At 26.0% G+C, this 10,343-nt stretch carries 1 protein-coding gene; it reads left to right on the forward strand.

All coding sequences use genetic code 4. From position 1 onward, the window contains the following. Positions 1–44: 44 nt before the first annotated feature. The coding region (locus F801_RS04040; protein WP_020104605.1) for a hypothetical protein at positions 45–10,343 on the forward strand (10,299 nt) is incomplete at its 3' end.

Genomic DNA, 10,343 nt, shown 5'->3' on the forward strand with positions numbered 1-10,343 from the left:
CCATCACATAAAACCATTTTATTTAATTATTTAAGGAGTAAAGTATGAACAATAAATCTTTTAAGAAAAAAGCATTAGCTATTGTTTCTTTAGCCATTGCTGGAGCTTCATTAGGTACTGTCTTTTTAATTCCGTATTTAATTAAGAATTGAAAAGGGATTCAGTATAAAGTAATTGATCTTAAACAAAACTTTGATGATTTAACTACAGATAAAAGTGTTGATTTTAGCTTTGAACTTCCTGATCAAGATGCATATGAGTTAAATTATGCAGATTTAAATGTACATTTATTTAACGAACAAGGCCAGCAAGTATTGACCTCTTTGGCAAAATATGACTATTTCGCAAGAAAATATAGATATGTTCAACCTCAAGATCAAACTCAATTACAAGCCGGAAGTAAATATTACATTCAAGTAGAAACACAAAATAATTTTTACAAACATAGAAAAGTTAAAAAGACTTTAGCATTTGCTCAACATAGTCAAAACTATGTTTTAACAAAAGCATCAGTAAAAGAAATTAAATTCAATGTTATTTCAAATAAAGAAGCTGGATTAGAAGTTAATTTTAATGACTCAATAAAATCATTAGAAAATAAAAGAGTAGCTTTACAATATCATTATATAAATATTAATAATAACGAAGATGACACTACATCTAATTCAAATCAAACACAAGCAAAAAATCTCTCACAAGAGAGTATAACTTCTTATATTGATTCAGCTACAGTTTCAAATCAAAAAGCTTTATTCTTTATTAAAAACTTAACACCAAATCGAAAATATGTCATTGAATCTGTAAAAATAATTGATCAAGTTGCACCTGATTCCTTTGTTTCTAAAAAAGTTGAAAATATTTACAATCATTTATCAGAAGAGCAAAGAAGTTTTCAAACAAATAAAAACACTGTTTGAGTCAACAATATTAGTACACACCAAATTGATGATTATTCTAAAAGCTTGATTTTAAGTTTTGATGAAAATGATGATAATAAAACTTCATTAGAAGGAAAAAGAGTTAAATTACAATATTCAAGAGTAGATGACACAAGTACTAATCCTAAATTATTTACACTGGATTCAGTAATTACTTCTAAAATTGCTGAATTTAAATTAGATGGTTCTAATTCACAAAATATCTTAGAACCAGGTAGCAAATACCGCATTCAAAAAGTATTTGTAGCTGATGCATTTGTTGATAAAAACAATCCAACACAAGGAATTGAATTTAAATTAGATGACAAACAAAGATATTTTGAATCTACAACACAAATTACAAATATTGAATTTGATCAAGTTAGCACAAATAGTGCCAACATTAATGTAACTTTTGCTTCAGCACTAGATCCTGCTTTGATCGAAAATCAAGAAGCTTCTTTAACTCTAAGTCCAATTTCAGGTAAAAAAATTACAGGATTTGTTAAAAAAGATTCAACTAAAACAAATATTTACACCATTAGTTTCCACGCAACAGATTTATTCCAAAAAACTGAGTATTTTGTTGATTCTGTTAAATTATTATTAAAAAATAACCAAGTTGTTTATTTTGATGATTCAAATGTGGCACAAACACAAGATAGTTCTACTGCTAACATTAATGTTAAAAAACTTTTATTTGATAAAACACTTGAAACTACAAAAGATGCATCTAAAAGATCATTTAGAGCCACTGAAGTCGATGTTGCAGTATTTATTAAATCATTTCCTGAAACCAAAACCAATTCAGTGGAATACAATATTGGATTTACCCCTTTATTTGCTTGATTAAATGGACATGAATTCATTTTAAAATATAAACAATTAAATTACACAGGACCAGCTGATCCAACAGCTAAAGATGGTTTTGGACCAATTATTTCTTCAAGACCAGCTAAAGCTCAAGATTACAATATTAAATTTAGTTTAATTCAATTTAACAATGGATTAAAATACCAACTTGATTCCATTCATTTAGTGGATGATCCAAGTAGAAAAATTGAATTAAATTTTGATCCAGTTTCAAAACAAAATGATTTAAGCTCAAATCAATTTGCTACTAAATTCTTTGTGCAAAAAATTGAAATTAATCACCTTGATGATACTTCAGCAACAGTTAAATTAATTTTTGGTGATTATACAAAATCACTTTTAAAAGAACAATTACAAAATCACAATACAAGAAATGTAAAACTTTTATATGAATCACAAGATCCAACAATTATTTCTAATGATTTTGCAGATGCTCAAGTAAAAGAAGAAAATGGTGAAGTAGTAGCTGAATTTCATTTAACTAATTTACAGAAAAAAACTACTTATGCACTTAAAAATGTTTATTTAGATCCAATACTTGCTAACTTTACTGATTCTACATTAGCAGAACTTCCTAATAATACTTTTACAACTCTACATAAAAAAGTGATAATTTCTACTGCAAAAGTGAATGACATCATGTCCAACACTGCAAGTGTGGATGTATCTTTTGATTTAGGTTCTAACTTATTTTTAATTAATAAAAAATTAAAATTAATTTATCAAAAAGAATCAGATGGTTCATTTATTGAATCAGAAGCAACTCACGTTGGATTGGGTCTTAATACTTCATTTAAATTAAAAGATTTAGAAGCTGGAACTAAATATAAATTAGTAGATATTAAAGTAGATCCATCACAAACTGATATTACAGATACAAAATTTGAATTAAAAACCAATGATGCTAACACTCAAACTGAGTTTTATACATATTTAGGTGTTCTTTCATTTAAAAAAGAAAATTTAGCTCAAGAGCAAATTGATATTTCAGTTGCACTTGAAAATTCAGATCCAAAAACAGCAAATATTCAAGATGCAACTTTAGTGTATCAAAGACTTTCAGATCAAACTATTTTTACCCAAAAACAAAAATCTTATGATCAAACAAATAAAACTTTAAAATTTGAGCTTAGAAATTTAACTAAATTTACTGATTATAAAATTGTTGATGTTGTTTATAATTTCCAAAATCTTGTTTGAAATAAAAAAATAAATAAAGAAACTGATGAAAGCATTAAGTGAAAAACATTAGCTCAAGATGCTAAAATTATTAATATTTATCAAAATATTAAAGCATTACACAAAATTGGTATTTCACTTAATTTTGATAATTTCAAAGATGCTTATTTACAGCAAGACAAAATTAAAATAAAACTTAAAAAAACTCAACCAGATTCAAATGTAGCTAATAATTCAGCTACACTTGAAAAAGAAGTACAAGTTAGTCAAGATTTAACAGCTGATTTTATTTTTGATAATTTAGATTCAGGTTCAACTTACCAAATTGAATCAATTACTGATACACAAAAACCAGATTTAAAATTACAAGATTGAAATAACAAATCATTTTATACTCAATCAGAGATTAAAAGTTTTGAATTTTCAGAGGTTCAACAAAATTCAGCTAAAGTAAAAATTAATTTTGCTGATTCTGAAGGTTTTTATAATAATAAAAAAATTCAAGTATTTTACAAACAAGTAAGAACAGGTAATGTTTTTTCTGTTACTTCACAAAGTCAAGTATCCAATCATGAAATCACTATAAATTTAAATAATTTAGATAAATATTCTGAATATGTTATTGAAAATGTGTTTTTAGTTTCGGATTCAGGTAATACTTCAATTAATATTTCAGATACAGCTAAAACAAATAGTGCATTTGCAACAACAATATCTGAAATTAATTTAGTAGATGTTAAAGTAGATAAAATAACTACTACTTCAGCACATGTTAGTGTAATTTTTGATTCTAATATTGATTTTTATTTAGATAATAAACAAGTAAAAATTGTTTTTGCAGCTAAAAACCAAAATACAGATCACAATTGAACCATTACAAAAGATGTTACAATAACAAATAAAAATGGTATTTATCAAGCAGGTACTGATTTAGAGAACCTTGAAGAAGGTGCACAGTTTGAAATTAAATCATTTGAAGTAGGAATTGAGAAAATAACTCCAACTTCCAATCTCAAACCAGTTACTTTAGATGATACTCAAAATGTAATGCATCCTGTATTTAAATTAAATAACAAAGAATGAACTCAAAATAATATAGCACATATTACTGCAGCAAATTTTGCTACTTTAGGGGTTATATCTACAATTGCAACTACAAATATAACTGAAAATAGTGCAACTATAAGTGTTAATTTTAAAAATTTAAACACCGATCCAGCTCAAGTATTTAATAATCACGTTGCTGTTTTATCTTTTGATGGTCCTGAAGGTAGAATTTCAGCTAAAACACAAACAAATATTTCAAATAATGTTGCTACTTTTACTTTTAATCATCTAGAAAAACAAACTAAATACTCAAATCCAACATTAATAATTCAAAATGTTAATAACCCACAAAGAGAAATCACAATTCCTTTGTCCAAAGAGTATGACACTTTAAACCAAAGACAAACAACAAAAACCAATCATATTAAAGAGTTTACAACTTCTTGAACTTCTGTTTCTATAACTTCATTTGAATATGAAAAATTATCTACAACAAGTAATCAACTAACTTTTGAATTTGATAGATTAGTAGATTATTTAATTGATACTAAAAAAGTAAAACTATATTACAAACAAATAGGTACTAATAATCAAGACCAAAGTGAAAAATCCACTCAAGCACAACAAGTTAGTGATTCAACAGTTTCATTTAATTTAAATGATTTAGCAGAAGGAAGCAAATACGAAGTTGTTCGTCTAGAAGTAGATGATGCTGCTGGACACACTACCAACATTTCTGTAAACACAAATCAAGTATTTACTACTCAAAATGCTAATAAAAAATACTTCTATACACAAAGTGTTATTAGTTCAGTAAATAAATCTAATAATTATGGAACTACTGATGTAAATGCTGATACAAAAGCAAGATTTTCTATTACTTTAAATGATATGGAAGGTAGATTTGATTCTACAGCTAAACATCAATTAAAAGATGTAACTAGATTAGAATTAACTTCTCAACACTCTAATAATATAATTGAAGTAAAACCAACAAGTTTTAGTAATAATACTTTAGAATTTAATTTGGATAATCTTGATAAATTATCAGAATATCATATTAATAATTTATTTATTAACAACGAAGTAATTCCTTGAGCTCATGATTTAACACAAACTACTACAAAGTTATCAAATCAAAGAGTATTTAATACTACAGCAAATCAAGCAAAATTAGTTTCAGTTACTCAAACAGATTCTAGTGCGCATAAAGCAGTGGTTAACATTCAATTTGATCCACAAAAAGATTATTTCTTATTAGGAAATTCAATTTCAGTTAAATTCAAAAAAACTTCAGGAACACCTTCACAAAATCCATATGTTACAAAACAAGTAACTATCGATAACGAAGGTGTTGCAAGTGTGGAAATAGATCAGCAATCATTAGCAACTAATCCAACAAACCAAAATTTAACAGCTGGTGCTGTTTACAAAATTGAATCTATAGATTTTCACAATACTAAAGTTGCAGATGCAAACAAATTAGCAAATACAAAAATTGCTTTAGATGTATATAATCAAAATTCTTCTGATGTTGCAGCTTCAACTCCTTTATCTTCAGATGATTCTGAATTTAGAACTCAACCTATTGTAGAAACTCTTCAAGCAGAGCGTTTAGAAAATTCAACTGGACAAATCAATATTCAAATTAACTCAGAAGATACTAAATTAACAACTAAATATGCTTGAATTACTTATCAATCACAAAAAGATAATTCAATTAAAACTTTAAAATCTGCAAATCATATTGCTAATTCAAATGGTCAATACAAAGCAAACTTTGATTTAAGAAGTTTAAATGTGCTCGAACGTTATAAAGTTTTATCAGTTAAATTAGGTGATGATAACCAAGCAGATGCTAAAGCAAATGATTTAGAGTTAAATCAACAAATTGATCAACAAAATCATCGTGATTTTTATACAAAACCAACAATTGCTACTATTCAAGATATTCAAGTAGATTATCCAGATGCAAGAGGTACTACTGCTGTTGTTGACATTAAATTTGACAATATACATGATACTTATTTAAATGGTTCATCTGCTAAAATTACTTATGAAAGAATTGCAGAAGATGGTAGACAAATTGGTCAAGATATAACACATATTCAAACTTTATCACAGAAAAATTTCCAAATAATTAATTCTTCAGTTAAATTCACTTTAACTGGTGATACAACTAGTACTTCAGATACACAAAAAGTTGTTTTAGTAGAATCACAAATAGACCAACAACAACAAATCCAACACACTAATACAGTAAAATCAATTGGAACTCAAAAAAATGAAAAAAATAAATACGCTAGTCAAAATCAATTAGTTGAAGGAACTAGATATAGAATTAAAAAGATAGAATTAGTAAACCCTTCTGATGATCTTAAACAACTTAATTTTCAATTTAAACAATCACAAGATCCAAATAAAAAAATTAATGAAACTAGACTTATAGAACCACTTAGAATCTCTACTTATGATTACAAAATCCAAGTTGATGAAACCCCAACAGCAGTAAATACTACAATTGCAACTTATTATTCAACTAGTTATAATTTGCAAGATAGTGATAAAAATAAATTTAATTTATATGTTAAAAATTTATCAACTAATGAAGTAGAAATTGTTTCATCCGCTAAAAGTATTACTAATTTAAACCCAACTGATAATGATGGCAACTATAAAGTAGAATTTGTATTAATAAATAAAAAAGCTTCTATTTACAAGATTCTATCTACAACATATGATAATCAAAACATTATAATGTCATCTTATAAAAATCCAGAAACTTCACAAGCTAATATTTATACAACACCAGCTTCTAAATCTAAAGTAAAAGAATTAAAATATTTAGCTAATTCACAATTAAAAGAAACACAAGCTACAGTTACTGCATATTTTGATGATACTAATGAAGATTTAACTAGGGTAAAAAGAAAAGCAAAATTATTTTACAAAAAAGTAGGTGCTATAAGTACTTCTGCTTCACAACTTCTTGAATCCGATGAAGTAGAAATAAAAGAAAATAAAGCTGAATTTAAATTAGGTCAAACTAATCAACCATTAACTGTAAATACTCAATATGTAGTTGAAAAAATTGAAATTAATTCTAAATCAGATTTTCAAAATGAAATTCAAGCAAATCAATTAGATACAAATAAATTTAATATTATTGCTCAAAAAAATGATTCTACTTTTGATGTAAAAATCCAAAATAATGACAAATTATTTGAAACCAAAGCCCAATTTGAAACTTTTTACACAAATAAAAAAGAAAATTCAGCTACTGTTACATTAAGTTTTAAAAATCTAGGACACCAAATCCAAGATAACAAAATAGCCTATATTGTTTTTGCAGAATCCACTCTAGCTCAAACTAATCAAAATGATATTTTCCAAGTAGCTACATCGCGTACTCATTTATCAAATGCAAATGTTAATTTATCAAATGCAAATGTTAATTTATCAAATGCAAATGTTAATCAAAATATATTAACTTTTAATTTAAGAGGATTAAAAAAAGGAACACAATACAAAGTTAAAAAAGTAATTATTGATAATATTGAATACAATATTGAACAAAATTCAACAGCTACATTTTCCACTATTTTAACAAAAGCTACAGTAACTAATATTGTTTATAATTATTCTGATTTTGCAACTACTGAAGCAAATTTACAAAATAATACAGATAATAATGTAAAAGCTAAATTTAGAATTTATTTTCAAACAATTGATAATTTTTTAAATAATCAATATATAAATGTTAAATTAAATTCTAAAAAAAATGCTTTATCAGAACAAACACAAACATCTAGTGCAATTAATAAAGTAGTACAAGTGCATGTAGATAAAGCTCAACAAAATAGTGGATTAGTTTACGCTGATGTTGAATTAACTAATTCTGATCAAATTAAAGCAGCTACAGAGTACAGCATTGAACAAATTCAAGTTTTAAATTCAAGTGCTTCACAAGATGTAAGACAAGGTGTAACAGTAGAAGGTCTTACTAATAATGGAAATATTACTAAAGATTTTTATACAATTACAAATATAGAATCATTTAATGCTACAGTAGATGAAACTAGTGCTGAATTAACTTTTAAATTAAATTCATATGATCCTCAATTAATTAATGAACCTGTAGTTTTAGTATTAAGTGATAACAATAATCAAAAATACTATTCACAAGTAGTTCCAAATCCACAAAATCCAGGTCAAATTAAGTTTTACTTATCACATTTAGATAAATTAAAATCTTATACTATTGAATCACTACAGTTTTTAAAAGGTGCATCTGGTGTAAATATTGCATTTAAACCAAATGTTTCTAAAACTTTTAAAACCATAGCTAAAGATTTTGAAATCAAAGATATTATGCAAGTATCTAATACTGCTAATTCAGTAAAATTAAAATTAACTTTTAATGGTGAGTTGGATAAATATTTAAATACAAAACAAATTAAATTAAAATACAAAGAATACAAAGATGGTGTAGAAGGTTTACAAAAAATTTCAAAAACCATAGCTACTATTAAACCTCCTACAACTGTAACTCAAACTGCACCTAATACATTTGAAGCAGAATTTGATTTACAAGGACCTGATGTTGACTCCGGTACAAGATATAAAATTGAAGGAGTTGAATTAGTTGATTCATCAATTCAAAATAATCAGCAACAACCTCTACAATCTAGAATATCAGATGATATTGCTAAGTTCTTTTCTAATAAATTATTATTTGAAACAAAAGTAGCACAACCAAAATTAAAATCCATTGAATTATTGCAAACAACAAATGAACAAGGTGAAGAAAATACTTATATTGCTCCTGTTAAATTAGTATTTTACGATAAAAATGATGCATTAGCCAAAGACAAAATTGGTTTACTTTCAAATGGAGCAGTTAGCAATAATGGTTCAAATGCTTGAAACTTTGAATTTTGAACAGATCAAAAAAAATCTAATGTTAAATTTTTAGACAATGTTGAAATAGAACACAATTCAGTTGAAAAAACCACAACTGTTAAAGTCTTTATGCAAGGTAATGCTAAAGACTGAGTAACATTAAATTCAACTATTGAGTCTCAAAATAGTAATCAAAAGACCAAAAACAAAAGAATTAGATTCAAGTATTCTTATTACGAAGATCTTGATCGTAAGACTGCAATGAGCGTAGGAAATCTAAATAGTGATGTTATTCACACTTACGCTGATGCAAATAGTAATTCAGCTCAAAATACTGATCCACTTTATGTGGATTCACCAGATTGATTTGTGTTAGAAAAAACTACTGGAACATTTTTACCTGATGCAAAAATGATTTATTCTTTTGAAGTATATGATCCAAATAATAAAATTAATACATTACAAGAAGAACTCTATCCTGAACTATCACCTACTTGAAGAAGACGTGAGTTGTATAACACAATGACTAAAAATATAGAATATGGAAATCAAATAGCTTGACAAACTATCAATAAAATTCAATTAGAGCTAAAATCTAAACAATCCATTTTGAACTTTAGAAATCTTACATATAGTGAAGGAAATAATAGAGAATTTGACGTAAATGCACAATATAGTGATATTAGTGCAACTGATGCAGAAGACATTCCAAACTATACAAATTCATTAAATAATAATTCTAAAATTAATTTTAGATATAAATATCCTTCACAAGATTCAGAATATAAACCTTCTAACATTCTTGATGATTCCGGTACATATTCAAACACTGATATAGAAAAAAGAATTAATACATATGTAAGAGAAATAAAAACCACAGGAACACAGCAAAATTCAAAAATTATTAACTTGCAAGTTGGCTCTGGAACTGATAGTTTAAATCTAAGACAAAAAGTACTTTCTAAAATACTTTCAATTAATTTTGATAATCTTTCAATAAAAGATAAACCTGTATTATTTGCTAAAAATTCTTCTAAATTTATTAACACTATTCAAACTCCATTTTCAGTAAATGTTGGAGCTTGATGATTTGGAGCAATAAATGATCCAAATTCAAATAGTAATATTTTGGGTCTAACTTCTAATATTGATCTTAATACAAATGTTGATCAAAATAAATTTGGAATTAAAAATATAAGATACAATAATTATACTAATTCAGTTACAGTTGATTATCAACGAAATACAGACGCACAAATTCAAACTGCATTTCCTGAAGCAGTTTACGCTTCATTTATAAACCAAAAAGGTGATTTATACTTCTTTGGTGGAAAAGATGGAAATCCATTATCATATAGAAATGATTATGATTTTACAAATAATACAATGACTTTTTATTTAGGTTCTGAACAAATTCCATATGAT

Source organism: Mesomycoplasma hyorhinis ATCC 17981, assembly GCF_000383515.1.
Classification (GTDB): domain Bacteria; phylum Bacillota_I; class Bacilli_A; order Mycoplasmatales; family Metamycoplasmataceae; genus Mesomycoplasma; species Mesomycoplasma hyorhinis.